16 protein-coding genes are annotated in these 26963 nt (G+C 70.7%); 11 read left to right on the top strand and 5 right to left on the bottom strand.

Features of this window, described 5'->3' with window-relative positions; all coding sequences use genetic code 11:
- Position 1: 1 nt before the first annotated feature.
- Together KY572_RS42855 and KY572_RS42860 are read right to left on the bottom strand one after the other, a co-directional pair.
- Positions 2–1009: a thiamine pyrophosphate-dependent dehydrogenase E1 component subunit alpha gene (locus tag KY572_RS42855; protein ID WP_224249561.1), complete on the bottom strand. Its 1008-nt coding sequence runs from the start codon at positions 1007–1009 to the stop codon at positions 2–4.
- A 124-nt stretch (positions 1010–1133) separates the two neighbouring features.
- The gene (locus KY572_RS42860; RefSeq protein WP_224249562.1) at positions 1134–2369 is read right to left on the bottom strand and encodes a metalloprotease; all 1236 of its coding nucleotides are present in this window, start codon (positions 2367–2369) and stop codon (positions 1134–1136) included.
- A gap of 152 nt (positions 2370–2521) precedes the next feature.
- Here KY572_RS42860 and KY572_RS42865 point away from each other — a divergent pair, with 152 nt between their 5' ends.
- The 6 genes from KY572_RS42865 to KY572_RS42890 all read left to right on the top strand — a co-directional run bounded on the left by KY572_RS42865 (position 2522) and on the right by KY572_RS42890 (position 14863).
- A complete protein-coding gene (locus KY572_RS42865) occupies positions 2522–4303 on the top strand; it encodes a SpoIIE family protein phosphatase (RefSeq protein ID WP_224249563.1) in 1782 nt (593 codons plus the stop codon).
- A 12-nt stretch (positions 4304–4315) separates the two neighbouring features.
- A complete protein-coding gene (locus tag KY572_RS42870; protein WP_224249564.1) occupies positions 4316–6838 on the top strand; it encodes a tetratricopeptide repeat protein in 2523 nt (840 codons plus the stop codon).
- A complete protein-coding gene (locus tag KY572_RS42875) occupies positions 6835–7737 on the top strand; it encodes a PhnD/SsuA/transferrin family substrate-binding protein (RefSeq protein WP_224249565.1) in 903 nt (300 codons plus the stop codon). Before KY572_RS42870 ends, KY572_RS42875 begins: the two co-directional genes overlap by 4 nt.
- A gap of 362 nt (positions 7738–8099) precedes the next feature.
- Positions 8100–10673 carry a TonB-dependent receptor plug domain-containing protein gene (locus KY572_RS42880; protein WP_224249622.1) on the top strand — a complete coding sequence of 858 codons (2574 nt, stop codon included), beginning with the start codon at positions 8100–8102 and terminating at the stop codon, positions 10671–10673.
- A gap of 24 nt (positions 10674–10697) precedes the next feature.
- Complete coding sequence (locus tag KY572_RS42885) at positions 10698–11546, top strand: hypothetical protein (RefSeq protein WP_224249566.1); 849 nt, start codon at positions 10698–10700, stop codon at positions 11544–11546.
- An 11-nt stretch (positions 11547–11557) separates the two neighbouring features.
- Positions 11558–14863 carry a serine/threonine-protein kinase gene (locus KY572_RS42890; RefSeq protein WP_224249567.1) on the top strand — a complete coding sequence of 1102 codons (3306 nt, stop codon included), beginning with the start codon at positions 11558–11560 and terminating at the stop codon, positions 14861–14863.
- Between the two features lie 57 nt (positions 14864–14920).
- On the opposite strand, the gene KY572_RS42895 is transcribed toward KY572_RS42890, so the two are convergent.
- A complete protein-coding gene (locus tag KY572_RS42895; protein ID WP_224249568.1) occupies positions 14921–15265 on the bottom strand; it encodes a hypothetical protein in 345 nt (114 codons plus the stop codon).
- 287 nt (positions 15266–15552) lie between these two features.
- Between KY572_RS42895 and KY572_RS42900 the strand changes: the two genes are divergently transcribed.
- The 3 genes from KY572_RS42900 (at position 15553) to KY572_RS42910 (ending at position 20909) form a co-directional block, all read left to right on the top strand.
- Positions 15553–16080 (top strand): SLOG cluster 4 domain-containing protein, encoded by a 528-nt coding sequence (locus tag KY572_RS42900; RefSeq protein ID WP_224249569.1) that lies wholly within the window; start codon positions 15553–15555, stop codon positions 16078–16080.
- Between the two features lie 117 nt (positions 16081–16197).
- The gene (locus KY572_RS42905) at positions 16198–16599 is read left to right on the top strand and encodes a hypothetical protein (RefSeq protein WP_224249570.1); all 402 of its coding nucleotides are present in this window, start codon (positions 16198–16200) and stop codon (positions 16597–16599) included.
- A gap of 41 nt (positions 16600–16640) precedes the next feature.
- Complete coding sequence (locus KY572_RS42910) at positions 16641–20909, top strand: AAA family ATPase (RefSeq protein ID WP_224249571.1); 4269 nt, start codon at positions 16641–16643, stop codon at positions 20907–20909.
- Here the strand turns inward: KY572_RS42910 and KY572_RS42915 are convergent.
- The gene (locus tag KY572_RS42915) at positions 20886–22301 is read right to left on the bottom strand and encodes a B12-binding domain-containing radical SAM protein (RefSeq protein WP_224249572.1); all 1416 of its coding nucleotides are present in this window, start codon (positions 22299–22301) and stop codon (positions 20886–20888) included. The two genes, KY572_RS42910 and KY572_RS42915, sit on opposite strands and share 24 nt — an antisense overlap.
- 89 nt (positions 22302–22390) lie before the next feature.
- On the bottom strand, positions 22391–23233 hold the full coding sequence (locus KY572_RS42920; protein ID WP_224249573.1) for an acyl-CoA desaturase: 843 nt from the start codon (positions 23231–23233) through the stop codon (positions 22391–22393).
- Positions 23234–23454: 221 nt separating this feature from the next.
- Between KY572_RS42920 and KY572_RS42925 the strand changes: the two genes are divergently transcribed.
- Positions 23455–25572 (top strand): two-component system sensor histidine kinase NtrB, encoded by a 2118-nt coding sequence (locus KY572_RS42925; protein ID WP_224249574.1) that lies wholly within the window; start codon positions 23455–23457, stop codon positions 25570–25572.
- The gene (locus KY572_RS42930) at positions 25562–26935 is read left to right on the top strand and encodes a sigma-54-dependent transcriptional regulator (protein ID WP_224249575.1); all 1374 of its coding nucleotides are present in this window, start codon (positions 25562–25564) and stop codon (positions 26933–26935) included. The genes KY572_RS42925 and KY572_RS42930 overlap by 11 nt, the downstream gene beginning before the upstream one ends.
- Positions 26936–26963: the final 28 nt, after the last annotated feature.

Below are 26963 nucleotides of genomic sequence, written 5' to 3' on the forward strand. Positions count from 1 at the left end.
GTTATTTCTTCTCCGCGTAGATGTGGTTCCAGATCGTCTCGGGGGCCGGCTGCGGCTCGTCGCGCACCTGGCGGGCCGCCGCGGCCAGCTCCTCGGTGTAGCGGCCGCGCAGCTCGTCCATCTGCTGGCGCGTCAGCACGCCGTCCTTCTCCAGCTTCGCCTCGAACTCCTTGATGGGATCCACCTCGTTGGCCACGAAGTTGGCGCCGGACGCCGAGGAGTGGCCGTACAGGCGCGACACCAGCGCCTCCATCAGGAACGGCTTGCGCTCGGTGCGCACGTAGTCCATCGCCTCCTTCAGCTCGCGGTAGGACTCGATGGGATCGTTGCCGTTGATCGTCTTGCTGCGGATGTTGAAGGCGCGTCCCCGGTCGGAGATGCGCGTCTCGCCGTGCTGGCCGTCCGCGCTGGTGGAGATGCCCCACTTGTTGTTGGTGACGATGATGAGGATGGGCAGCGGGTTGGCGGGGCGGCTGCTCCACACCAGGCAGGTGGCGAAGTCGCCCTCGGCCGTGCCCGCGTCTCCGCCGGTGACGATGGTGATGCCGTCACCGCCGTGGCGCTTCTGCGCCATGGCCGTGCCCGGGGCGATGGAGTACTGCACCTCGATGGGCGAGGACACCGGGGCGATGTTCCACTCCCGCTTGGAGAAGTGGCCCGCGAAGTTGCGGCCGCCCGAGTACGGGTCGGTGGCCGTGTTCTTCATCTGCCGCAGCGCCCCGATGGGCTCCTCGCCCAGCGCCAGCATCGTGCCTGACTGCCGGTAGTGCGCGTGCAGGTAGTCGTAGTCCAGCCCCTGGCCCCTCTTCATCAGCAGGCCCAGCGGGACGTTGAACGCCTCCTCGCCGGGGCCGCCGATCCAGAAGTAGCCGTGGCCCTGCTTGTACATCTGGATGAGGCGCTCCTCGAGGGCGCGCGTCTTCACCATCAGGTCGTGGATCCGGACGAGCAGCTCGCGCTCGAGCGGAGCGGATGCTTCATCGCGGTTGATCAAACGAGGTCGTGACACGCGAGGCTTCCTGGAGAGTGGGGAGACGCCCCTATACCCCAACCGATCCCGGTGCACTCAAGGGTGCTTCGCGCGCGGATGTCCGCCAGTCTGGAAATGCACCGGGCGTGGCGCGGTGCGGCAATCAGCCGGGCTTCTCGGAGTCATGCGTCCCGCGTGCGGGCAGGGGCTGGGAGCGGGCGCGGCCCTGGCGCAGCTCGCGCGCACGCTCGGCGAGTGCGGGCTGATGCGAACTGTCGGCGCGTGTGGCGATCAGCGCGAGCGTCTCGTCCCCCAGGTGCGCCTGGGCGGCGGTGGCGAGCAGGCCGGTGATGTCCGCGTAGCGCCGGGCCTCCAGCAGCGCGGTGATGAGGGCGTGGCCCGCTGGCGCCGAGGGCGCCTGCTCGAAGGCGGCCCGCAGCGGGCGGATGGCCAGCTCCGGCAGGCCGTTGCCCAGGAGCAGCTCGCCCACGAACCGCGAGTCATGGGGCAGCTCGGGCAGGTCCTCCTCGCGGACGCTGGCGCGCCCGGACTCCGTGCGCCGCGCTGGCGGTGAGGCGGGGCGCTCAGGCGGTGGCTCGCGGGGCTTCGGGGGCGGCTCGAGTCGCTCGGCCCGCGGCCTGCCCGTGGGCCGGCGCAGCTCCGAGAGGAATCGCTCCACCCCCGGCGAGGCCTGCCCTGCCTCGTGGGCGGGCCGCAGGCGCTGCGAGGCGGCGCGGATCTTCTGGATGTACTTGCGCTCGATCCAGGCCCGCGCGAACCCGCTCACGTTCATCCCTCCGAGCACGAGCGCCAGCAGGCCCAGCCAGAGCTCCCTCCAGATGATGGCGAGCACCAGGCCACAGACGGCCGTCACCAGGGAGATGGCATAGATGAGCCACTCGTAGCGCGGCCCGCCCCGCTCACGGACGATGGCCGCCAGCACGTGGCCCCCATCCAGGGGGAGCAGGGGGAGCAGGTTGAACACCCCCCAGCCGAAGTTCGCCCAGAGCAGCGACCGCACCGCGGTGCGCACCAGCCCGCCTGCCTGCCCCACGGGCGTGAAGTGAGCGATCGCCAGCACGAGCCCTCCCAGCAGGAAGCCGGCGACGGGCCCCGCCAGGGAGATCCATAGGTCCTGGCGGTGGGTGAGGGGCCTGCCGCTCTCGCTCCGGGTGGTTCCCCCCAGCCCGTGCAGCGAGATGCTCGACGCGTGCCCGAAGTGGCGGAACGCCAGCGCGTGCCCCAGCTCGTGGATGAGCACGGAGATGAAGACGACACAGAACCACACGACCAGGCGGGCAGGGTTGTTCCACCCGGTCAATCCGGTCGCCAGAGCCGTCAGGAAGAAGAGGGGGTGGACCTGGACGGGAAACCCGGCCACCCGGAATCGCAGCGCCATGGCAGAGCAGGTATGTTCATCCTAATCGGGGCGGTGGTTGGCCGCAGGAGGGGGGGCCGGGGGCTCGCACTCCCATGGAAGTACGCTAAAGTCCCGCCGCTCCTCACGTCAGCCCGTGCCTGTCTGGCGCGGCCCGCAGCCCAGGTGTGCCCTTGTCCAAGCCGAACTCGCGCCTCAGCCCCGTGTCTGAAGACGCCTCGCAGACCGCGATCCCTCGTGGCCCGGAGGGGACCGGAGTCGGTCCTCGCCCCGTGGAGCCGACGGGGACCCATCACACCGTCCAGTTCACCAGCACCACGGTGGCCGCTCCCGTCGCTGGAGAGATGACGGGCACCATCGTCGCGCCGCTCGAGGCCGGCGAGCTGCCGGACGTGGCCTCCATTCGCGGCATGCGGCTGGACCAGCTGCTGCTGCTGACCACCGGCGCGCTGGTGATCGTCATCGTGAGCCTGCTGGCGGTGACGTCCTTCATCTCCACCACCTCCCAGTTCGAGGAGACCGCGGCCAGCTTCACCGAGCGGCTGCAGAACCAGGCCCGCGAGCTCGGTCAGACGGTGAGCCACACCCTGGCGCTCACCTCCGCCACCTCGCTGCGCGACAACAACTACGGGTTCCTCACCGAGGTGGCGCGCTCCATCATCGAGGACAACAAGAACATCCTGCGCGTGCAGATGTTCGACGCCGAGGGCCTGCTGGTGGCCGACTCGGACAAGGACGCGAAGCTGGGCACCGCCTCGGGCCGCAAGGCGGAGCGCGGCTGGGCCAGCGCCTCGTTCCAGGGCCAGCCCGTCTTCGAGTTCCACGAGCCGCTCGACTACGGCTCGCAGAGCGGCAAGGGGCTCATCGTCATCAGCTACTCGCTGGAGTCGCTGCAGAAGCAGCTCCACGAGCTGGAGGAGGCCCGGGACGAGACGCTGCGCAACACCACGCTGCGCACCGTGGGCCTGGGCGGTGGCTTCGTGCTGCTGGCCGCCGTGCTGGTGGCCTTCCAGAGCCGCCGCATCACCCGCCCGCTCGGCGTGCTCACCCGCAAGGTGATGCAGCTGGCCGCCGGAGATCTCAACGCGCGCAGCACCGGCCACGCCGCGGGCGCCGGGCGCGAGGTGCGCACCCTGGGCGTGGTGTTCAACCACATGGCCGAGCGCATCAAGGTCCTGCTCGAGGACGTGCGCGTCAAGGCGCAGCTGGAGCGGGAGATGTCCCTGGCGCGCACCGTCCAGGAGACGCTGTCTCCGGGCCGCGAGGCGCTCCAGGTGGGCCCGCTGCGCATCGCCGGCGTCGTCGTCACGGCGGACGCGTGCGGCGGTGACTGGTGGTTCCGCGCTCCGCTGGACGAGCAGCGCGTGGCCATCGGCATCGGCGACGTCACCGGCCACGGCCTGTCCACGGCGCTGGTGGCCACCAGCGCGACCAGCGGCTTCGCCTCGGCCATGACGATGCGCGAGCCGGATCAGCTCAACTCGCAGGTGCTCATCAGCGCGCTCAACATCACCCTGGCCCACCTGGGCCGCGGCGAGTACCAGATGTCCAGCGCGCTGGCGGTGATCGACACGCAGACGGGCTTCATCGACTACGCGGCCGGAGGCCACCCGGCGGCGGCCGTCTACAACCGGCTGTCCGGGCAGTTCGCCTCGCTGCCGGCGCGCGGCCCGCTGCTGGGCGCCTCGGTGACGTCGCAGTACTCCTCGCGCCAGGCGCAGCTGCGCCCGGGCGACATCGTCGTCTGGTACTCGGACGGTCTCACCGAGTCCCGCGACGCGGCCGGCAAGCTCTACGGCACCCAGCGCCTGAGCGCCGCGGTGCAGGCCAACTCCCAGCTCTCCGCCGAGGGCCTGCGCGACGCCATCCTGGCGGACGTGCGCTCCTTCAGCGCCGGCCAACCCCAGCGCGATGACATCACCGTCGTCGTCGCCGAGTTCAGTCCTGCCTCCTAGCCCCAGAACCCCATGAGTCGCCTCTCTCGAACCCCACCGGTGCGCCGCCTCGCCGCGGCGCTCGCCCTCGTTCACGTCCTCGCTGGCACGGCGGCCCTCGCGCAGTACCGGCCGCCGCCGCTCACCGAGTCCCAGCGCATGGTGCAGGAGGGCGATGCCGCCCAGGTCGCCGCCAGCGCCGCCGTCACCGCCGGCAACAAGAAGGAGGCCGAGGAGAAGTACCGCAAGGCGCTCGGCCTCTATGAGCAGGCGCTCGCCACGGACCCCAGCTCGGTGCCGGCCGCCGTGGGCCTGGGCACCGTGGGCAACGCCCTGCAGGCCTTCGCCCAGGTGGTGGACAAGCTGCAGCCGGTGATGACCGCCAACCCCACCGAGGTGGCGGTGGCCTATCCACTGGGCGTGGCCTACTTCAAGCTGCGCCGCTTCGTGGAGGCCGTGCCGCTGCTGGAGCAGGTGTCCACCGCGGACAAGATCGACTACCTCATCGTCAACTACTACCTGGGCACCTACTACCTCTATGAGCAGCGCGGAGACGTGGCCATCGCCAAGTTCCAGCGCTACCTGGCGCAGCGCCCGGAGAAGCTCGCGGGCAACGACTTCCAGATCCACGAGCTCATCGGCAAGGCCCACCTGATCCGTCGGGACGCGGCCTCCGCGCGCGCCTCGTTCCAGCGGGCGCAGTCGGGCCGGCCCGAGTCCGTCACCGTGCAGATGGGGATGGCGGCCGTGCTGGAGATGGAGGGCAAGGAGAAGGAGGCCCAGGCGCTGGTGCAGGGCCTGGTGGGCCGCTTCCCGCAGGCGGCCGAGCCGAAGGAGCGCCTGGGGCGCATGCTGCTCAAGGCCGGCGACGTGGCCGGCGCGGAGACGCAGGCCGTGGCCCTGGTGAAGCTGGGCGGCACGGTGAACGCGCTGCTGCTGCTGGGCGACGTGCGCCTGGCGCAGAAGAAGCCCGCGGAGGCGGAGGCCGAGTACCGCAAGGTGCTCCAGCAGGTGCCCAACCTGGTGCCGGCGCAGATCTCCGTGGGCAAGGCGCTCCAGGCCCAGGGCCGCAACGAGGAGGCCATCCGCTACCTCGAGTCCGCGGCGCAGGCCGGCGGCAACAACCTGGATCTGTGGGCCTCGCTCGGCTCGGTGAACCGCCGCGCCGGCCGCTTCCAGCGCGCGGTGGAGGTGCACCGGCGCGTGGTGGAGCTCGCCCCCCGGCTGGCCCTGGGCTACAACCTGCTGGGCGCGGACCACTTCGCCACCGGCCAGTGGGATCAGGCCGTCGAGGACTACACCAACGCCCTCTCCGTGGAGCCCGGCAACCCCACCGCCTCCAAGTGGCTGGCCCGCGCGCTGGCCCACCGCGCCCGCGGCCGCGCCGAGGGCAACCGGCTGGATGACGCCGTGAGAGACCTGCGCCGCGCGTACGATCTCGAGCGCAGCGCGGCCATGGCCCGCAGGCTCGGGGCGGCGCTGCTGGAGAAGCGCGACTTCGCCGGGGCGCGCGCCGTGCTGGAGCAGGGCGTGACGCTGCCGGGCGCCACCTGGCGCGAGCACTGGCTGCTCGGCTACGCCCGGCACGGGGCGGGGGATGCCCAGAAGTCGCTCGAGTCCTTCGAGCAGGCCGCGAAGCTGACGGAGGAGCCCGGCGAGCTGGCGGACGTGTCCGTGGGCGCGGCGCTCGCGCAGGTGGAGCTGGATCGCGTGGACGAGGCCGTGCAGCGGCTGTCCGAGCCCGGCCCCTCGAAGGTCGCGCGCGAGCTGGCCCAGGCCAACCTGCCGCTCATGCTCCTGCGCCGCTCGCTCTCCAGCCTGGAGAAGGGTGACGCCGCGGCCGCGCAGAAGGACGTGGAGCTGGCCGAGAAGTTCCCGCTCAACAAGCAGCCGGATCTGGCGAAGCTGGCCGCCTTCACCCGCGCGCTCGTCTTCGCCGAGGAGAAGCGCTTCGGCGACGCCAGCGCCGCCCTCAAGCGCAGCCTCACCCCGGCCCCGCGCTGGGCCAGCGCCAACACGCGCGCCCTCACCGAGGCCTACCTGTCCTACCGCAAGGAGCAGGTGCCCCAGGCGCGCAAGGTGCTCGCCGCCGCGGCGAAGAAGCCCTCGCCCTGGCAGGCCAGGTGGATCGCCTCCCTCACCCAGGCGCTCAACCGCCTCGAGGGTGAGCGCGCGTACGCCTCGGGCAACTTCAAGCTGGCGGAGAAGGCCTTCAAGGCGGTGCTCGCCTCCGAGCCGGACAACGCCGTGCTCCAGCACAACCTGGCCTGCGTGGAGTACCGCAAGGGCAAGGCCGCCGACGCCGTGGCCACCTGGCGCAGGCTGGAGAGCTCGGTGTCCACCGCCACGCTCAACCTGGGCATCGACGCCCAGGAGCGCCGCAACGACATCCCCGAGGCCGTGGAGTCCTACCGCCGCTACCTCTCCTCGAGCGGGGGCCCGCGCATGGCCACCGTGCGCGAGTGGGAGGACCGCCTGGTGTCCATCTACGGCATGAGCGGCGCCGCCGCCGACGCGAACCCCAACGAGGCCACCGCCTCGGAGACCACTCCATGAAGATCGCTCGCCTGACGTTGATCGGGCTCGCGCTGGTGTGTGCCTGGGCACCCGCCGCGTGGGCCGAGAAGAAGACCACCCTGGGCGTGTTCCTGCCCACCACCCTGGCGGACGGCCAGGAGCGCTTCAACTTCGCCGAGAAGCTCGCGGCCGAGGTGGGCACCGCGCTGGGCCAGTCCGTGGCGGCCAAGAGCTTCGGCCGCTACGAGGACTTCTCCAAGGCCATCTCCGACGGCACCCTGGACTTCGCGGTGGTGGACTCGTGGGCCGCCGTGCAGCTGGGCTCCAAGGCCGCCCCCGTGGCCTTCGCCGCGCTCTCTGGCGACACCTGGCAGCGCTGGGCCGTCATCTCCTACGGGAAGGGCTCCGTGAAGGACATGGCCGGCAAGCGCCTGGCCATCGCCAAGGGCTCGGGCTCCCTGGATCCGAAGTTCGTCTCCAACGTCGTCTTCGCGGGCGATCTGGATGCCCAGAAGCACTTCAAGATGGTGTCGGTGCCCAACGTGGAGTCCGCGCTGAAGATGCTGGAGGCCAAGAGCGCGGAGGTGGCGCTGGTGCCGCTGGCGCACGTCCCCAAGGACGCGCGCGTGCTCTACCGCAGCACGAAGGTGCCCGGCGCCATGCTCGTCGCCTTCCGGGGCGCCGATCAGCTGGAGGAGAGCCTGCCCAAGGTGGGCGCCGTGCCGCCCTTCAGCGCCTTCGTGAAGTCGCAGGGCCGGGACTTCGATGACTTCCGCAAGCTCGTCCAGCAGGGCCCGCCGCGCCGCCAGCCGGTGATCGTCGAGTCCTCGGTGCTGCGGGTGGACACGGACGCGCTGGTCAGCTCCGGAGAGCTCAACCCCGTGCTCCCCAACTTCGTCACCGCGATGGACCTCTCGGACGAGCAGCCGGACGACTGACGTCGGGCTGAGCACAGGGCCCGGGCTGGGGAAACCCCCCGGGGAGGGTAGAAAGGGCGGGCGCGCCTCCTCCACCTGTCAGGTGGGGGAGGGGTGGGGGTATGGGCAGGTAGGGGGGAGCCGGGGGGCGAAGCTGGGGCAGTCTCAGGCCACGGGGGCAGGTGCCGTGGCGCGGGTGGGACAAGCTGCTCCCGAGCGGGTCTGGTCCGCCACTTGGCTCACATCAATGCAGTAGGGTAACTTGAATCTGACAGTTCGAGCGCTGGAGCCCAACCCTTGGCAGGAGGGGGCCCTGCGCTCCTCCTGGTGGATCGGGGCTTCAAGAACCGTAAAAGGCTGCTCCTCTAGCGGATGTGAGAATGATGCACTCTTCTGTAACGAGTTGGCCGCGCCGTGTCGCGGCTTTGGTTCTCTCCGGGCACCGCGAGGCTCGCGCGTACCTGCGGATCTCCCTGGCCGTCTGTCTCGCCGTAGGTCTCGCCGCCGGCACGGCCGAGGCCCAGACCAAGCCGAAGTCGGTCAGCGCCGCTGATAAGTCCAAGGCCGCCAAGGCCAAGAAGCCGCCCAAGAAGGGCAAGGCGACGCCCTCCGCGACGACCTCCTCGCCCGCCCCCGCGCCCACTCCGGCTCCGGCCTCTTCCACCTCTCCCTCCATGCTGGAGGGGCTGAGCACGGATGATCCGACGGTGTCTCCGCCGGCGGAGGATCCCGCCTCCTCGAGCAGCAGCAGCAACTCGCTCGCCCTGCCGACGCCGCCTCCGCCCGAGCCGGCTCCGGCCCCGGCCCCCATCGCGGCCCCCGCGCCCGCTCCGGCCTCGTCGCCGAGCACGGCCACGGCGCCTTCCTCCGGCGGCCTGGGCGCGGACCCCGCGTCGAGCTCCAACGTCCCGCTGTCCTCTCCCTTCGCGGGCCCCGAGGGCTCGCGTCCGCTGCCTCCGCCCTCCAGCATGGCGGGTGTCGGCCTGGAGGATCCGCTCGCGGGTCAGAGCTCCATCGAGGAGGGCGTGAACAAGCTGCTGAGCGAGGCCGTGGTGACGACGGCCGGCAAGCGCCAGCAGCGCATCTCGGACGTGCCCCTGACGGTGGCGTGGATCCCCGCCGAGGAGCTGGAGGGCACCGGCGCCTTCACCCTCTGCGAGGCCATCCAGTACTTCCCCGGCCTGGAGTGCCGGCGCGGCGCCATGCGCAAGGTGGCGGTGAGCGCGCGCGGCCTGGGCTCCAACTACCTGTCCAACCGCCTGCTGCTGCTCAAGGACGGCCGCCCGCTGACGGACCCCTGGACGGGCCAGTTCTACGCGGATGAGACGACGCCGCTCATCAACCTGAAGCAGGTGGAAGTCATCCGCGGCCCGGGCTCCTCGCTGTACGGCTCCAACGCCTTCAGCGGCGTGATCAACCTCATCGAGCGCGACCCGAGCGACCTCATGAAGGAGGGCCGCGACGTGGGCGCCGACGCGCGCGTGCTGGCGGGCCAGGACAACACCTACCGCGTGCAGGCCACGGCGGCCGGCCGCGCCGGTCCGGTCGAGGCGCTGGCCAGCTACTACGGCTTCAGCTCGGACGGCCCGCAGCTCTTCAACAACGACCAGAAGGGCATCATCGACACCAACGAGGACTCGCTGGTCCACCAGGTCAGCGGCAAGGTGAAGGTGAAGGGCTTCGCGCTGAACGCGGACTACACCAGCGCCGACCTGGGCCGCCCGGGCGGTCAGCAGATCTCCACCGTGGGCAACTGCGGCCGCTGCCACTACACCGCGGACGACAACGAGCACGTGGAGAACCTCAACGCCTCGGCCCAGTTCGATCAGCAGGTGACCGACAACCTGCGCGTGTTCGGTCAGGGCTTCGCCTTCTTCAAGCGGCGCAACATCGACCTGAAGAACGAAGTCACGGGCGAGCTGCAGGCCACGCTGGGCAAGCGCCGCCGGTTCGGCGGTGAGGTGCGCGCGCTGCTCTCGCTGGACAAGCTCAACATCACCTTCGGCGGCGACGTGAAGGACGACCTGGTCAACAACCAGAACGTCCTGGCGGGGCTGTCCATGGACGACACCACGCAGACCATCCTCGGTGGCTTCGTGGACGCCGAGTACCGGCCGCTCACGCGCCTGGTGCTCAGCGCGGGCGTCCGCTACGACCGCTACCAGATCCCCCAGGAGGTGTGGGAGGTGGACTCGGACAAGGGGCAGGTGTCGCCGCGTGCCTCCATCGTGTTCCACGCGCTGGATGACCTGACGCTGCGCACCAACTACGGCCGCGCCTTCCGCGCGCCCACGCTGGCGGAGCTGGCCATCAACCAGCAGATGTACGCGGCCACGCTGCTGGGCGCCTCGGACCTGCGCGCCGAGACGCTGGACACCTACGAGGTGGCGGTGGACTACTGGCCCTTCGAGCGCCGGGTGCGCCTGACGGCCACCGGCTTCTACAACCGCGCTCACAACTTCATCAACCAGCAGCTCATGTTCGGCTCCACCTCGCAGTTCCGGAACATCGGCGATGCGCGCGTGGTGGGCGCGGAGCTCGAGGCCGCGGCGCAGATCCCCTCCGCCAACTCCTCGTTCGACGTGGCCTACCAGTACCTGGACGCGCAGTCGCTGCCGTACGGCGGCGGCAAGGGCTCGCAGCTGGACTACGCCCCGCACCACCGCGTGTACGCGCGCGCCCGCACCAACGTGGGCAAGGTGGGCTTCGCCGAGGTGTACGGCCTGTACGTGGGCTCGCGCTTCGATCCGGGCTACATCGTGGAGTCCACCGGCGAGGTGCAGCGCGTGAAGCTGCCGGGCTACGTCACCGCCAGCGCCCGCGTGGGCGTGAACGTGGTGGACGGCATGTCCGTGTCCCTGCTGGGCACCAACCTGTTCGACTCGAAGTACCAGGAGTCCCACGGCTTCCCGGCGCCTCCTCGGGGCGTCTACACGGAAGTCAAGCTGAACTACTGAGCCGCTGTGAGAACTGCCCCCCACGTGGAGACCCCTCGGGGTCTCCTGCTGATTGCGGATCCCTCGCTCGCGCCGACGGTGCTCGAGCAGGTGGCCCCCACGCTCGCCAAGGGTGGGGTCTCCCTGTTCTCGAGCCTGGAGGACACGGGCGCCTCCTCGCGCGCCGCCGTGCGCCGGCTGGTCCTCTTCGACGGCCGGCTCACCCCCGCGCACGCGGAGCTGCTCAACCGCGATCCGCCCGCCCTGCTGCTCGCCACGCGCGCGCCGGAGAGCGGCCCCACGGAGTGGGAGGCGCAGATCCTCGGCTCGGCCATCAACGGTGGCATCCTGACGCCCGCGGGGCTGTCCGTGGCGCGCCAGAGCATCCGGCGGCTGAAGGACGTGCAGCACGCCGCCGACGCCGCCTCCTTGATCGCTCAGGAGGCGGGGGGCTCCAAGACGGCCTCGCAGCTGGCCGCGGACGTGATGCACGAGCTGGCGGTCAACGCCTTGCTCGACGCTCCCGTGGACGCGCAGGGCCAGCCGAAGTATGCCCACCGTCGCACCGAGGTGCAGGAGGTGGACGCGGAGGATGCGTGCGAGCTGGGGCTCGCGGTGGATGGCGCGCGCATCTATCTGGAAGCGGTGGATCGGTTCGGCCGGTTGACGACGGGACCGTTCGTCAGGGCGCTGGAGTCCTATGGCGGTCGGATCCAGGTCAATTCCTCGGGCGGAGGCGCGGGGCTGGGGTTGAGGAGGATGATCGAGCACAGCGACCTGATCGCCGTGCGTGTGGTGAAGGGGCGTGAGTCGCGTGTGCTTTGCGCGGTGGATCTGGGGGATGCGCGCCGCCGCGCGGCGCTCCCCAAGTCGCTGCTCTTCTGTACGGAATGAGGGTAGGGCCGGTGGAGAACCAGGGTTCTAACGCAATCATCAGCCAGTCCCGCGTGGGCAACATCACCCACGTGCGCATCTCTGGCGTCATCGACGAGACGTTCCCGCTTACGTCCGCCTCCCCGGAGCTCACGGGGATCGTCATCGTCGATCTCGGCTGCGTCGACCGGATCAGCTCGTTCGGCGTGCGCAAGTGGATCGAGTTCGCGTCCAAGCTGCCTCAGGGCGCCATCAGCATGTACGTGGTCTACGCCCCGCCGGTGGTGGTGGACCAGCTCAACATGGTGGAGGGCTTCGCCGGCGTCACGCGCGTGCTCACGGTGCTGGCGCCGTACACCTGCAAGACGTGCAGCGAGGACCGGCTGCGCGCCGTCAACCTGATGGACGAGGCGCAGGTCATCTCCGAGAACCGCGCCCCCGAGCACAACTGCCCGGTCTGCTCCAACCCGCTGGAGTTCGCCGATCTGCCCGGCGAGTTCTTCGGCTACATGCGCCGGCAGAACCTGGGCACGGTGGATCCGGTGGTGATGCGCTACCTGCGCCTGGCCGTCGCCGCCGAGCCGCTGGACCTGCCCTCGCACCTGAAGGTGGTGCACGAGGACATCACCTACATCACCCTGGCCAGCGTCATCCGGGGCGATCTCAACGTGCGCCGGCTGGCCTCGGGCCTGGAGGGGCGCGTCGCGTTCGACTTCGCGCACGTGGCCAAGGTGGAGCTGGAGGGCGTGCTCAAGCTGGAGCAGGTGCTCGAGACGGCCGCCAAGGGCGCGCAGGTGGTGCTCTGCCGCGTGCCGCCGGCGGTGCTCTCGCCGCTGGCCAAGTCCGGCAAGCCGCTGCCGGCGAAGATCCACTCGCTGTGGCTGCCGTACGAGTGCCAGAACTGCGGCCAGCTCCACCACCAGCGCCAGTACGCCTCCGGCTTCCTCCAGATGCTGAAGCAGAACGAGGGGCAGGAGCGCCCCTGCGTCGTCTGCGGCGGCGCCTCGCGGCTGGCCTCCATCCCCAACCTGCCGCAGTTCCTCGGCCGCGTCCCGCTCACGGACAAGCCGCTGGAGGACATCGAGGCGCTGGAGGCCCGCTCGAGGACGCAGTTCCTCTTCGGCTCCGCCAACGCCGAGCCCCAGCCCAACGCGGGCAACACGGACATCAGCGGCTCGCACGGCGGCAGCAAGCTGCAGATCATCCGCCGGCTGGGCCAGGGCGGCATGGCCGAAGTCTTCCTCGCCAAGCAGGTGGGCGTGAAGGGCTTCGAGAAGTTCCTGGTGATGAAGAAGATTCTCCAGCAGTTCGCGGAGAATCCCGAGTTCGTGGACATGCTCTTCGCCGAGGCCCGGGCGAACGCGCGTCTCACGCACCCCAACGTCGTGCAGACCTTCGACGTGGGCGTCACCGAGGGCGTGGCGTACATCCTCATGGAGTACGTGCGCGGCCCGGACCTGAAGCGGCTCATGAACGAGCTGCGCCGCAAGGGCCTGGCGCTGCCCATGGAGCACGCGCTGCGCATCGTCGCGGAGACGGCCGCCGGCCTGCACTACGCCCACAGCTACGTGGATCCGGCCGGCAACGCGCACCCGGTGGTGCACCGCGACGTCAGCCCCCACAACATCCTCGTGTCGCTCGACGGCGCCATCAAGCTGAGCGACTTCGGCATCGCCAAGGTGCAGGGCGAGGATCACACCCAGGCCGGCGTGCTCAAGGGGAAGATCTCGTACATCTCCCCGGAGGCCGCCGCCGGCCGCCCGCTGGACGCGCGCAACGACGTGTTCGCCCTGGGCGTGGTGCTCTTCGAGCTGCTCACCGGCCAGCTGCCGTTCCGCCGCGATCACGACGCGGCCACGCTCAACGCCATCGTCCGTGAGCCGGCGCCCGTCCCCTCGCAGCTCAAGCCGAGCATCCCCCAGGACGTGTCGGACCTCATCCTCCGCGCCCTGGTGAAGGATCCGGCGCGGCGCACGCCCTCGGCGGCGGCGATGCGCGAGGAGATCGAGGCGGTGATGGCGCACCACCGGCTCAACTCCTCGCCGGCCGCGGTGGCCCAGTTCTTCAAGGACACGCTGGGCGACCGGCTGGTGGAGTACGCGCCCGCCGCGGCCTCCTCGCCGGGCTCCGGCTCGCACCCGCGCGTCAACCCCATCAGCGGGGAAGCCTCTCCGTCCGACACGCGCTCCTCGGCGCGGCTGGCGGGCTCGGCCACCAGCGCGGGCACCGGCTCGGGCTCACGCCCCAACCTGACGGGCTCCCGTCCAGGCACGGGCTCCGGGCCTCGTCCCAACCCGAACGCCACCCCCAGCCCCCGCACCGGGAGCGGCCCGCGTCCCATCCCCGCCTCGCAGCCGGCCCAGGCCGTCAGCGCCGAGGCCGCCAGCGCCGAGGCCGAGTCCGCCGAGCAGGCGAGGGTGAAGCAGGCCGCCGGACAGCAGGCCCGCCCCAGCCAGACGGGGCAGCGCCCCGCGCTCGGAAGCTCGGCCGGTGGGACGGCGCCGTCTCCCGCCTCGCGCTCCGGCATCCGCGCCATGCCCGCCGCGGGCGCGTCGCCCCAGGCCAGCGCGGCTCCGGCCGCCGTGGCGCAGGGGCCCACGACGGGGCAGCGGCCGTCGGTCGCGGCTCCAGCCGTTGCGGTGGCCACGGCCTCCGCTCCCCGCCCCAGCCAGCAGGTGGCCTCTCCGGCGCCGGTTCCGCGCAACTCCGCGCCCGTTCAGGCCCCCGCCGCGCAGTCCCGCGTCGCCATTCCGGCGGTCGCCCCGGCCCCTGTCCCCGTGGCTCCTGCGCCCGCGGTGACGCCTCCGCCGGAGCCCGAGCCCGCCCCGTCGCGCAACTGGCTCGTCATCGGCCTGGTGGCGCTGGTCGTCCTGGGCGGCGGTGGCTTCCTCGCCATGCGCATGCTGGGCGGCGGTGGCGGCATCGAGGTGGTCAACCTCGCCCCCGGTGAGAACCTCTACATCGGCGGGCTCCGGGTGGACGCCTCGCCGCGGATCGACAAGCCCGGCGCGCTGCTCGTCTCCACCGCCATGAAGGGCAGGCTGCACCGCTTCGGCAGGACGGAGCGTCGCGATCGCATCGACGCGCGGACCATCCCCGAGGCGGGCTCCCTGCAGGAGGGCAGCAAGGGCACGCTCAACGTCACGGGCGAGACCGAGGGCTGCAGCGTCCAGGTGGGCGGCCAGATGCTGCCGGGGAAGACGCCGCTCAAGGCGCCCATCGATGCCGGCAAGGAGCTGGACGTCGTCATCCTGTGTCCGGGCGGCGGCAGCAGCTCCGTGTCCGTGATGGCCGTGCCGGGCCAGGAAGTGGAGATCGCCCCCCGGACGGCGAAGTAGCTCCCGCGGGGGGGACGGTGGGGGCGCTCGGCCCCCGCGCTCCCCGCGCAGTCCGCCTCAGTCGTGCGAGCCGAGGTGCCGGTCGCCGTGGCTGGGGCAGCTCCAGTGGAACGCGCACGAGCACTGCACGGCCCTCGCCCGGGCACAGCAGCGCCCGCCAAAGTGCTCCGGGAGCGCGGGCCGGGGCTCGGCTGACACGGTGGCGCCGCCGAGCCACCGGGCCTGCCAGCTCAGGCGCCCCCGGCTCTGCTTGAAGGACACCTGGCCGGAGCGCGCCGGGATGCGCTCACAGCACCCCTCCAGCATGCAGCCGGGGCAGAGGGAGCGCTCGCAGTGCGCGCACCAGTCAAAGATTTCATAGGCCTTGCCACGTCGTTCACAGCCCGCGCACACATCGAACATCGCTGAGCCTCCCGGCTTCCTCGGCCACCGTAGGGGCCGGCTCCGACATGAAGGCGCGGCGCTACCTGGCGAGGGCGGAGGCCCGCGGCGCGGCCTCACGGCCCCACCCGCCGGGAACGTGTCGAATCCCCGGCCTGTTTTGGAGAGTAGGGGACGCGGAAGGTTCAGTGCCCGGCGGCCGAGGTTGCTCGCCTGCTCGCTGCCGTTGAGCCGACAAATGGGCTTTGCACCGAGATTGCATTGATTTGGTGGATTCCGAGGCTCCGCCTCCCTACATGGGAAGAGTCATGTTGCAGCGCAGAAAGGTCATCGGGGTGATGGGCTCCGGGCGGGACGAGTACCGCGAGTGGGTGATCCCCCTGGCGCGGTGGATCGCCGAGCACGGGTACGATCTGCTCACGGGCGCCGGAGAGGGGGTCATGCGCGTGGCGGCGGAGGCGTTCGTCGCCGTGCCTGGCCGGCGGGGCGTCTCCATCGGCATCGTCCCGGGCGAGCTGGTGGACGGGGTGTACAAGCCCCGTCCCGGCTACCCCAACCCGAGCGTGGAGCTGCCCGTCTTCACCCACCTGCCGCTGAGCGGAAACCAGGGCCAGGAAGTCATGAGCCGCAACCACCTCAACGTCCTGACGGCCCACGCCATCGTCGTCCTGCCGGGCGGCCCGGGCACTGCCTCCGAGGCCGCGCTGGCCGTGCGCTACCGCAAGCCGACCCTGCTCTTCGGGCCCGAGCGGGAATTCCGGCGTTTCCCGGAGCTGCTCGAGCGGACGGAGTCCCTGGAGCGAGTCTGCGACTGGCTGCTGGGTACGGTGCGGTAGCCTCGGGCGCGCAAACCTGGCAGGTCGGCCGGGTGGACGTTCTGGTATGCTGAGTGGCGAACACTCCGCCGCTGTGTGTCTCTAGTGACACGGCATACCCCGGGCGTCGTTCCAGTCATGATCAGTGCAGAGTACCCGCAGGCAAGTTGGTTCCTCGTGGTGTGCATCGGGGTGTTCCTGGTCGTCATCGCCCTGCCGCTGCTGTTGGTCCCGCTCACCTGGGCCCGGTGGTTCGGGTGGAAGCTGCCGGAGGGGAACAACGATCTGACGGTGTACTTCGGGCGGTGCCTGGGCGCGACGGCGCTCACCCTCATCTTCGCGGTGGCGCACGGCATCCCGGATCCCAAGAGCCACCACCTGCTCTTCGAGATCATCGCCATCGTCTCGGGGCTGATGATCCTCATCCACCTGTGGGGTGCCATCCGCAGGACACAGCCGCTCTCGGAGACGGTGGAGATCGCCGTCTGGGTGGTGGTGTTCGCCTTCTCGTCCTGGATTCGCTTCTCCGTGCTGCCCTGAGCCATGCTCCCGCACACCCATCAGCGCGACAGGGGGGGGAAGTGAACGAGCGGATGACGCTGGCCTCACTGGCGCCCTATGTCCCGGCGGCGATCGTCCGCCGGCTGGCGCAGCTGGGAGAGGCGCCCCTGCCGCCCGTGGAGCCCGCGCGTGGCGCCAGCCTGCTGCTCGACATCGCCGGCTTCACCCCCATCGTCGTCTCGCTGAGCGGCGCGGGCCCCCGGGGCATCGACGCGCTCCAGCGCCTGCTGTCCAGCTACTTCACGGAGATGATCGAGGGCATCCGGGACTACGGCGGGGACATCTACCAGTTCGCCGGGGACTCGGTGCTGGCCCTCTTCGAGTCGGAGCGCGGCGAGACCGACGCGGACGTGGTGCGGCGCGCGGCGGTCTGCGGCACCCACGTGCAGAAGAAGCTGGCGCGCTTCGGCAGCCTGGAGCTGCTGGGCCAGCGCTTCACCCTGTCCTCGCGCATCGGCGTGGGCTTCGGTGAGTGCCACCGCATCATCCTGGGCGAGCAGGAGCAGTGGCTGCAGTCGGGGCTCATCGGCCAGCCGCTGGAGCAGACGGTGGCGGCGGAGAAGAAGGCGGCCGGCGGCGAGGTGATCCTCAGCCGCGAGGCCCGCGCGCTGCTGGCGTCCGACGCGGAGGGCGAGGCGCGTGACGGCTTCCTGCGCTACCTGCCCCCGGTGCACCCCACGCCGCTGCCGCCCCGCCCGCTGCCGGTGGGCGGCGCCCGGGCGCTGGGGCAGTGCGCGCTGCTGCTGCACCCGGAGCTGTTGCGCAAGGTCATCACCACGCACCAGGGCTTCGCCGGAGACTTCCGCGACATCACCTGTGTCTTCGTGCGCGTGGGCACCCAGCACTCCCACGCCGACGCGGAGGCGTTCGTCCGGGAGATGAACGCCTTCTTCACCTTCGCCCAGAAGGAGAGCAGCGCGCACCGCGGCGTGCTGCTGATGCCGGACTTCACGGACAAGGGCAACGTCCTCTACTTCGTCTTCGGCGCGCCCACCGCGCAGCAGAACAAGGAGCTGCTGGCCTGCCACTTCGCCAAGAAGCTGCTGCACGGCCTGGCGATGTTCCCCTTCATCGAGGATCTGCGCATCGGCGTGGCCACGGGCCCGGCGTACTGGGGCGAGATGGGGGCGCCGTCGCGCAAGGGCTACTGGGCGCTGGGCGAGGTGGTGAACATCGCCGCCCGGCTGATGGCGCACGCGAAGGAGCCCGGCGTCCAGGTGGACGCGAACACCCAGCGGAAGGTCCACCACGAGTTCTCCACGCTGCACGTGGAGGACGCGAAGCTCAAGGGCGTCTCGCGCGTGGTGCCCGTCTACCGCGTGCAGACCGAGTCGCGGCAGGTGCGCAGCCTGCTCATCAAGGGGCAGGGGGAGATCGTCGGCCGCCGCAAGGAGCTGGACACGCTGCGGCAGGCGGTGGAGGAGTCCATCGCCGGGGCCGGGCGCGTGTGCGTCATCTCCGGCGAGGCGGGCATCGGCAAGTCGCGCCTGTCCAGCCGGCTGGTGGAGCTGGCCGAGGCGCACGGCGCCTTCACGCTGTACGGCATCTGCTACTCGTACGAGACGTTCACCCCGTACTTCCCCTGGAAGGAAGTGCTGGTGCAGCTCTTCCAGCTGCGCGAGGGGGACGGGCCGGAGGCGCGGCTGGAGCGCATCCGCCGCGTCTTCGAGGGGCTGGAAGGCGTGGGGCCGGAGTGGGTGCCGGTGCTGGCGGGCATCATGGGCCTGCCGGTGGTGGAGGACGAGCTCACCGCCTCGCTGGACGCGCGCCAGAAGAACCAGCAGGTGTTCCACATCATCCACCAGCTGCTGGTGCGGGTCTCCGAAGTCACCCCACTGCTGCTCTTCTTCGAGGATCTGCACTGGGCGGACCGCATCTCGCTGGATCTGATCGAGTACGTGGCCGCGCGCATCGCCCCGCTGCGCAAGACGCTGCTGGTGACGATGCGGCCAGGGGACGCGCTGCGCTCGCTGTACGATCTGGACACCTTCCGCCTGGTGGAGCTGTCCCAGCTCGACGAGGAGGACACGCGCGAGCTCTTGCGGCTGCACCTGAAGCTGTCTCCGCCGAACACGGCCCTGGAAGACATGCTGATGGCCAAGGTCCAGGGCAACCCCTTCTTCATCGAGTCGCTGGTGGAGGGGCTGGTGGAGGAGGGGCACCTGGAGGAGTCCACCGCGGGCGGGCGGGTGCTGCGGCGCAGCCTGCAGAGCATCCGGATTCCGGACTCCATCCAGGACGTGGTGCTCAACCGCATCGATCTGCTGCCGGAGCTGGAGAAGCTCATCGTCAAGGTGGCGTCCGTGGTGGGGCGCATCTTCTCGCTGGACGCCGTGCACGCGCTGCTGCCAGAGGGCATCGACCTGGACGAGGCGAAGCGGGCCATGGCGGCGCTCACCGGCCTGGGGATGATCCTCCTGGAGATGGAGGAGCCCTACACCTGCCTCTTCAAGCACATCGTCATCCGCGACGTGGCCTACAACACGCTGCTGGTGTCGGGGCGCGAGGATCTGCACCGGCGCCTGGCGCGCTTCCTGGAGGAGAAGGCCGCCGACACCGTCGTCAAGCCGGCGGGCATCCTCGCCTACCACTACCTGGCGGGGAACGACGAGGCGAAGGGGCTGGAGTACACGCTGATGGCCGCGCGGGCCGCCAAGCGGCAGTACGCCAACGAAGAAGCCATCCACCACTACAACAAGGCCCTGGAGGTGCTCTCCACCTCGGAGACGCTGGATCGGGCCGTGGTGCTCGAGGACACGCGCCAGGTGATGCTGGAGCTGGCGCAGACGCTGCTGCAGGACGGCAACTACGACGCCGCCATCCAGATGTTCGAGCAGCGCCTGTCGGAGGAGGACGCGGCGGACCTGCGCGCGGAGATCCACGTCGGCCTGGGCCGCGCCTTCCAGGAGAAGGGCGCCACCGGCCGCGCCATCCAGGAGCTGGAGAGCGCGCTGAAGCTCATGGGGCGCGCGCCGCCGCGGACCCAGGCGGGGCTGGTGCTGCGCACGGCGTTCAACATGGGCATCCACCTGCTGAGCCGGGCCTTCCCGTGGATCCTCCGGCCGGTGCCGGCCCACAAGCTGGCCCTCTTCATCAAGCAGCTCAACACGCTCATCTCGCTGATCAAGATCTACTACTTCGTGGATCTGTCCAAGCTCACCTGGGCCACCCTGGTGTCGCTCAACATGGCCGAGCGCTCCCGCACGGACTACGGGCTGAGCCAGGCCAGCGGCTACTACGCCACCATGCTCTTTGGCGCCGGGCTGCTGAAGCGCTCGCTGCGCTACCTGACGCGGGCGCTGGAGTTCGGCAAGCGCTCGCGCGACGTGGTGGCGGAGGGCATCGCGCTCAGCCGCCTGGGCATCAACGCCCTGTTCAACAACGATCCGGAGCGGGCCGCCAGGCTGGAGGAAGAGGCCATGGCCATGCTCCGCGCGGCGGGCGAGCGCTGGGAGGTGCAGACCGCGACCATGATCGTCGCCACCAGCCACTTCACCTCCGGGCGCTTCGAGATCGCCGAGAAGTACTACCGGGACATGGGGGCGCTGGGCGTGGAGCTCAACGCGCTGATGCACCAGGGCTGGTCCCACGCCTGGGTGCCCATGTGCCGCTACCTGCGAGGCGACGGCGACGTGGCCGAGCTGTGCGCGGAGGTGGAGAAGGGGCTGAACATCAGCATCCAGGTGGATGATCTGGCCAACCAGTGCGCGGCGCTCAACCACCTGGCCAACATCTCCGTGCGCGAGCACCGGGTGGAGGAGGCCGCGCAGGTGGCCGTGCGCGCCTTCAAGACGTTGTGGAAGTACCAGGTGCTCGTGCCGTTCCTGCAGATCGGCCTGGTGGACGCGGCGGAGGCCGCGCTCTTCGCGCTGGAGGAGGGCGCCACCTCGGTGCCGCGCGCGAAGCTCCTGCGCATCGTCCGGCTTGCCACCTTCAAGGCGCGGGCCCTGTCGCGCATCTACCCGTACCTGAAGGGGCCCTCGCTTCGGGTGACGGCGCGGGCCCTGAAGCTGCGCAAGGGCCTGGGCGCCGCCGAGCCCGTCTTCCTGGAGGCCATCTCCGTGCTGGAGAAGGGGCCCAACCGCTGGGAGCTGGGCGTGGCGTGCTTCGACGCGGCCGTCGCCCTGCCGCACCGCCGCTCGCAGCTGCTCGCGCGGGCCCGGGAGATCTTCACCGCCATCGGCGCCAAGGCCGAGCTGCGCCGCGTGCAGCGGATGATGCCGCTGCTCGCCTCCCCCATGGCGCTGGCTCCCTCCACCTCCGCCTCAACTGAGCCGCTGCGGCTCTAGCCCCAGCTTCGCCATCTGCTGGGCGTCCCAGTCCTCGAGGGCATCCAGGCCCGCGATGTAGCGGCGCGCCTTGTTGCGCAGCGGGTTGCGGATGCTGAGGATCTCCGGCCCGGAGAAGAGGATCGTCGTCTTGTAGCGCGGCATGGCGCTCATGGTGAGCTTGGACCAGTAGTGCCGGGCCACGTTGGGCAGGCTGCCCAGGGTGTTGCACAGCCGGGTGAAGTGCTCCACCACCTCCGAGGGGTGGAGGTTCTTCGGGCGGTGGCACAGGGTGTAGCCGTCATAGTCCCGGCTGATGGTGCCCGGCAGCAGGCGCCCCGCCGCGTGCAGCTCCCGGAAGAAGGGCGTCTCCGGGTACGGGCTGACGATGCCCAGGAACGTCACCGAGAAGTACTTCAGGTCGGCCAGGTACTCCGGCAGCTTGACCAGGTACTCGTTGGTGTCTCCGTCCGCGCCGACGATCAATCCGAACGAGAGCAGGATGCCGGCGGAGAAGACGCGCTGGATGACGGCGTCCACCTCGGACAGCTTGTTCTGGCCCTTGTTCATCGCCTTGATGGAGTCCGGGTTGAGCGACTCCAGGCCGGTATAGATGTAGCGGCAGCCGGAGCGCGCCATCAGCTTCACCAGCGCCTCGTCCTTGAGGACGTTGAAGGTGAGCGCGCAGCCCCACGTCATCTTCAGCGGCAGCAGCGCCTCGCACAGCTCCCGCAGGTACTTGGGCGAGCCGCCCAGGTTGTTGTCCAGGAAGATGAACGACTTGCTCATGAGCCCCATGAAGTTGGGGTTCCACACCATGCGCGTCTTGATCTCGTCGATGACCTGGGGAATGGGACGGTAGCGGTACTTCTCGTGCCCGGTGAGCACGCAGAAGTTGCACGTGAAGGGGCAGCCGCGCGACGCCTCGATGCCCGGCAGCCGCACCTTGTTGCTGCTGAAGTCGATGAGATCGTACCGGTACGGCTGGATGGAGGCCGCCCCGAGCGAGGGCAGGCTGTAGCGCTTCTGGAGCTGGCCCTTCTCGAAGTCCTGGATCAGCGCGGGCACGTTGGGCTCGGGCTCGCCGGTGATGATGGCGTCGAAGTACCGGGCGGCGTCGTCGGCGAAGTGGCCCGCGTGGCGCCCGCCGGCCACCGTCGTCATCCCCCGCTGGCGGAACAGCGTGGAGAGCACCTTGGTGTGCTCGTAGTACGAGTGCAGATAGGAGAAGAAGACCAGATCCCAGTGGCGATCCAGCGGGATGTCCGTCTCCTTCTCGTTGAAGATCTCGATCTCGGCGTGCGGAGGGCAGAGTCCGGCAATCAGCTCGGGCACCGCCGACTGCATGATGGAAGGCTCTTTGACGCGCTGACGCGTGGGGTGGGTGTACGTGGCGATGATGGCTATACGCATAGTGGGGTGATGCAGGGTCAGGCATCGGCCAGGGGCACCGGGCGGCCCCTGGCTCACGGCTCGCGCTCTCGCGCACCCGCTGCCGGGTGTCAGGTCGTGCCGCGGGCCTCGCCCTCGCGCCGGGTGGGCACGCGCACGTCCCAGGCCAGCCCGAGCAGCTCCAGCAGGCGGATGAAGAGCCAGCCTGGATCCCACTGCCACCACGTCCAGCCGTGACGCGCCGAGGCCGGGTAGGCATGGTGGTTGTTGTGCCAGCCCTCACCCAGGGCGAGCACGCTCACCCACCACACGTTGGTGCTCTGGTCTCGCGTCGCGTTGGGCCGTCCTCCCAGCCTCGGCAGGTGGCTGGCCGAGTTGACCAGGTAGGTGCTGTGCATCCAGCTCACCATGGGCAGGAAGAAGCAGGCGGGCAGCGCCTCCCAGCCCAGCACGAAGCCCAGCACCACCACCGTCACCACCTGGGGCACCAGCCGGTAGCGCAGCAGCCAGTGGTAGTAGCGGTGCTCGACGATGTCGCGGCACCACGTCTTCCAGTCCTCCGCGCCCGTGGAGTCGTCGTCGAGGATCCACCCCAGGTGGGCGTACCAGAAGCCGCGCTGGGGCGAGTGGATGTCCCCCGGGGCATCCGAGTGGGCGTGGTGGATGCGGTGGGTGGCCGCCCAGAGCAGGGGGCTGCCCTGGCCGGTGAGCATGGCCACGGTGACGAGCGCGTACTCCACCCAGCGCGGGCAGTCGAAGGCGTGGTGGCAGATGCGCCGGTGCAGGCCGACCGTGGTGCCCAGGCCGATGCTCACGTACACGCACAGTGCGATGGGCAGCGCATACGGTGGCACCGGGAGGAAGAACGCGGATGCCGCCAGGGCATGAACCACCACCAGATAGGCGACGACGAGCTTGTTGATGCGGGGACGCGGAGCAGAAGTGTCAGCCATGGCACACGGCGGGTAGGTGGGTGCCCTACCGAACTTAGCCCGATTTGCGTGCCGTTGTAAGGTTTCCGCCCCACGGGCCCTGGCAAAATGCGTGGGCGGCAGTGGCAACCTGCCACGCTGGCGCAGTCCGCGAGCGGAGGGCGCTCGGGCGTCCGTGTGGGTGCGCAAGTTGCTAGGAGGGGGAACGCGGCCCGCGAGCGGGGCGTTGAGCGGTCCAAGCCATGCGCCACACCCTCGTCCCCATCCTGCTGCTGTGCGTCGCGCTGGTCAGCGTGGGAGTGGGCGTGGTCGCCGTCATCCAGCGCAGCCGCGCGGAGCTGGTGCAGCAGTTCGCCCGGGATCGCCAGGCGCAGCTCGACGAGGCGACGCGGGGCGTCGTGGAGGCGCTGGAGGATGTGAGCGAGGACCTGCTCTTCGCCGGAGAGCTGCTCTCCCAGCCAGGCACCTCGGGGGAGCACCGGCGCGAGCTGCGGGCGCTGCTGGAGGTGATCGGCCAGTACAAGGTCATCGCCGCGTATGACGCGGCGGGCGTCGAGCAGCTGCGGCTGGTGGATCGCCGGGCCGACCCCGTGGTGGCGCAGGGGCGGTTCTTCCCGGAGCTGGGGGAGACGGCACGCCGGGCGCTCGAGCGTCCTCCGGGAAGCATCACCAGCTCGCCCCCGCTCGGTGGTGGGGAGGGCGGCTGGCTGCGCATCCTGGCCACCGCCATCCCGGCGGAGGAAGGGCGGGCCCGAGGCGCGGTGGCGGTCCTGGTGGACACGCAGTCCCTGTTTGCCCCGCTGCGCATCATCACCTCGGAGTCCGAGGCACGCCTGCTCCTCATCGGCGCGCACGGAAGGGCCAGCCCGGCGAGCGACGCGGGGCTGGTGAGCTGGTACCAGCGGCTGGAGGCGGAGCCAGGGCTCGTGCCCACGTATGCCTCGCTGGCGGAGAAGATGCGGGCCGGCGAGCGCGGCACGCTGTTGTTCCAGGAGCAGGAGGCGGAGCGACTGGGCATGGGGAGGGCGGAGGCGGTGGCCGTCTTCACCTCCATCCCGCTCAAGGGAGGCAGCCACTGGTCCGCCGCCACGCTGGTGTCCACGATCGCGCTGCGCTCCCACGAGCGGGGCCTCATCATGCGGCTGTCGCTGGCGGCCCTGCTGGTGACGGTGTTCCTCCTGGCCTTCGGGGTGTACGTCTTCCTGGCCCAGCGCCGGGCGGTGGCCCTGCGGGAGAGCCGCCGGCACGCGGATCGGCTCGCGCACCTGCACGACAAGACGCAGAAGATCCTCGACAACATCCCCACGGGGGTGCTGGCGCTCACGGAGCAGGGCCGCATCAGCGCGGTGAACCAGGTCCTGCGCTCGCGGATGCCGTCGAGTGTCGTCGGAGCCCCGCTCGCGGCGGCCTTCCCCCAGGCCTCCGAGCCGGTGATGACCCGCCTGAGGGAGCTGGTGGAGGCCGCCACCCGCGAGGCCCGGGTGCGCAGCCTGCTGGGCGAGCCGCTCGCGCTCTTCGGCGAGGAGGGGCAGTACAGCATCCACGCCGTGCCGCTGGAGGCGAGGGATCCGGAGGTGCGGGCGCTCCTCGTGGTCGAGGACCTCAGCAACATCCGCGCCCTGGAGACGCAGCTGCTGCGCGCCGAGAAGTTCGCGACCGTGGGCGTGCTCGCCGCGGGCATCGCGCACGAGATTGGAACGCCGCTGGGCGTGGTGCGGGGCCGGGCCGAGTACGTGCTCGGGAAGCTGGGGGCCGCCCACCCCCAGGCGGCCGGCGTCGGCGTCATCATCGAGCAGATCGATCGGGTGAGCCGGACCATCCGGCAGCTGCTCGACTTCTCGCGGCTCCAGCCGGCGGCGGTGAGCCCCGTGGCCATCGGGCCGATGATTCGAGACGTGAGCGAGCTGCTCCGCCTGGAGGCCGAGCGACGTCAGGTGCGCATCGAGTGGGAGCTGCCCGAGGGGCTGCCCGCGATCGCCGCCGATCCGGACCAGCTCCAGCAGGTGCTCGTCAACCTGACCCTCAACGCCTGTGATGCGTGCGGCGCGGGAGGCCGCGTCCGGCTGAGCGCGGCGGCGCCGGACGGCTCGTCCGCGGGGGCGTGGGGGTTCGTGACGCTCACCGTCGAGGATGACGGGTGTGGCATTCCCCCCGAGAGCCTCAACCAGGTGTTCGATCCCTTCTTCACGACGAAGAAGCGGGGGCAGGGGACGGGGCTGGGCCTGACGGTGGTGGCCCACGTGGTGCGCAACCACGGGGGCCGGGTGGAGCTGGAGAGCGAGCCCGGCCGAGGCACCCGCGTCACCGTGCTCTGGCCCGCGACAGGGCCCATGGCGACCGAGGAGCGACATGTCATCTAAGGGACGCATCCTGGTCGTCGACGACCACGTGGAGATGGGGCGGATGCTGCGGGACCCCCTCACCGACGAGGGCTACGAGGTGGAGCTCGCCACGGGAGGCGCGGAGGCCATCCGCCTGGTGCGCGCCCACCCGTTCGACGCCGTGCTGAGCGATCTGCGCATGGAGAAGGTGGACGGGTTCGACGTGCTGGCGGCGGTGCGCGCGGTGGATCCGGAGGTGCCCGTGCTGCTGATGACGGCGTTCGGGGGCATCGAGAGCGCGGTGGAGGCGATGCGGCGCGGAGCCTGGCACTACTTCACCAAGCCCTTCCGGCTGGAGGAGGTGCTCATCTACCTGCGGCGGGCGCTGGAGGAGCGGCGGCTGCGCGTGGAGAACCGGGTGCTGCGTCAGGCCGCGGGGCCGGGCGGGCTGGGGGCGCTGGTGGGCCGGAGCGCCGCCATGCGGGGGCTGTACGAGCTGATCGAGCCGGTGGCGCACTCGAGCGCGCCGGTGCTGCTGAGGGGCGAGAGCGGCAGCGGCAAGGAGCTGGTCGCGCGCGCGCTGCACTCGGAGGGGCCCAGGGCCGCCCAGCCCTTCGTGGCCGTCAACTGCACCGCGCTGCCCCACGCCCTGCTGGAGAGCGAGCTCTTCGGGCACGTGAAGGGGGCCTTCACCGGGGCGACGACGCCTCGGCGGGGGCTCTTCGTCGAGGCGGACCAGGGCACGCTCTTCCTGGACGAGATCGGCGACATGCCCTCCGAGCTCCAGGCGAAGCTGCTGCGGGTGCTGGAGGACGGAGAGGTGCGGGCGGTGGGCGCGGACGCCAGCCGGAAGGTGGACGTGCGCATCGTCGCGGCCACCCACCAGGATCTGGAGACGCGGGTGCGCGAGGGCCGCTTCCGGGCGGATCTCTTCTACCGTCTCAACGTCGTCACCCTGCGGATTCCGCCCCTGCGCGAGCGGCGCGAGGACATCCCGATGCTCGTCGAGCACTTCGTCTCGCGGGCGCGCGCGCGAAACCCCCGCTCGAAGGTGACGGCGCTGTCGCCCGAGGTGGTCTCCGCGCTGGGCACCATGCCCTGGCCGGGCAACGTGCGCGAGCTGGAGAACCTGGTCGAGCGGCTGGTGGTGCTCGTGCCTCGCGAGACGGTGGAGCTGGCGGACCTCAGGCTGCATGCACCCTCGGTGAACCCCGAGGCCCACCCGCTCACCCTGGCCCAGGAGGAGCTGTGGTCCCTGCGGCAGCTCGAGGGCGAGTACATCGCCTGGGTGGTGGCTCGCTGCGGAGGCAACAAGACGCGGGCCGCGGAGCTGCTCGGCATCGACGTCTCCACCATCCACCGCCGCGAGCGGGAGAAGGGCCCTGGCAATTCGCCACGGTAGGGTGGCGCGATACCAGGGTGGACGGCTC

This window comes from Hyalangium gracile (genome assembly GCF_020103725.1).
In the GTDB taxonomy this organism is placed as follows: Bacteria; Myxococcota; Myxococcia; order Myxococcales; family Myxococcaceae; genus Hyalangium; species Hyalangium gracile.

Coding starts and splice junctions, on each gene's coding strand:
- KY572_RS42860 (WP_224249562.1), bottom strand. CDS start 2,369: ATGGCGCTGCGATTCCGGGTGGCCGGGTTTCCCGTCCAGGTCCACCCC.
- KY572_RS42870 (WP_224249564.1), top strand. CDS start 4,316: ATGAGTCGCCTCTCTCGAACCCCACCGGTGCGCCGCCTCGCCGCGGCG.
- KY572_RS42875 (WP_224249565.1), top strand. CDS start 6,835: ATGAAGATCGCTCGCCTGACGTTGATCGGGCTCGCGCTGGTGTGTGCC.
- KY572_RS42880 (WP_224249622.1), top strand. CDS start 8,100: ATGCACTCTTCTGTAACGAGTTGGCCGCGCCGTGTCGCGGCTTTGGTT.
- KY572_RS42895 (WP_224249568.1), bottom strand. CDS start 15,265: ATGTTCGATGTGTGCGCGGGCTGTGAACGACGTGGCAAGGCCTATGAA.
- KY572_RS42900 (WP_224249569.1), top strand. CDS start 15,553: ATGTTGCAGCGCAGAAAGGTCATCGGGGTGATGGGCTCCGGGCGGGAC.
- KY572_RS42905 (WP_224249570.1), top strand. CDS start 16,198: ATGATCAGTGCAGAGTACCCGCAGGCAAGTTGGTTCCTCGTGGTGTGC.
- KY572_RS42915 (WP_224249572.1), bottom strand. CDS start 22,301: ATGCGTATAGCCATCATCGCCACGTACACCCACCCCACGCGTCAGCGC.
- KY572_RS42920 (WP_224249573.1), bottom strand. CDS start 23,233: ATGGCTGACACTTCTGCTCCGCGTCCCCGCATCAACAAGCTCGTCGTC.
- KY572_RS42925 (WP_224249574.1), top strand. CDS start 23,455: ATGCGCCACACCCTCGTCCCCATCCTGCTGCTGTGCGTCGCGCTGGTC.
- KY572_RS42930 (WP_224249575.1), top strand. CDS start 25,562: ATGTCATCTAAGGGACGCATCCTGGTCGTCGACGACCACGTGGAGATG.